The organism is Stieleria mannarensis (assembly GCF_014154935.1).
Lineage (GTDB): Bacteria > Planctomycetota > Planctomycetia > Pirellulales > Pirellulaceae > Stieleria > Stieleria mannarensis.
Genome location: NZ_JACEHH010000210.1, coordinates 1 through 563, shown reverse-complemented (window position 1 = coordinate 563; position 563 = coordinate 1). Strand labels below are relative to the sequence as shown.

At 62.9% G+C, this 563-nt stretch carries 1 protein-coding gene; it reads left to right on the top strand.

Annotated features, from left to right (window positions below; genetic code table 11):
- Nucleotides 1-59 precede the first annotated feature (59 nt).
- Nucleotides 60-563: group II intron maturase-specific domain-containing protein (locus tag H1B37_RS33100; protein WP_353620984.1), on the top strand; the 504-nt coding region annotated here is incomplete at its 3' end.

Sequence of the window (563 nt, the reverse complement as noted above, 5' to 3'; positions counted from 1 at the left end):
GCCAGGCAGTAGGGCTTGCCCGAAAACCTGGAACGTGGGGGTGGAAACCTCTACGGGCGGTGCAGAAGTCAGCAGAGGTCGTCACGATTACCGGGCGTAGCCGGGGCGTGTCGATGGACCGTCGTTTGGGTGAGCTGCGTCGCTACGTCCGCGGCTGGATGGGTTACTTCGGCGTGGCTTCTCAGTTGAAGCTGTTCGCCCGTCTGGATGGCTGGATTCGTCGCCGCATTCGGTGCTGCTACTGGAAACAGTGGAAGCGTCCGAAGACGCGTCGCCGCCATCTGATTGCCTTGGGCGTCCCGCGTCGTCAAGCGATTCGCCATGCCCGCAGCCGGCAAGGTCCTTGGCACATGTCCAAGACCTTCGCCAGCGGAGTTGGTCTGACCAATGCATGGCTCGCCGCGCAAGGCGTTTTGAATTTAAAGAGTCTGTGGGCCGAGCTTGCTCACCGTCGCTCTGCCGCCGTATGCGGACCCGCACGTACGGTGGTGTGGGGAGGGCGTCCCGAAAGGGACGTCCTTACCCGATTTCGCGCGTCCGGTCACGACGACAGCACGTGCCAT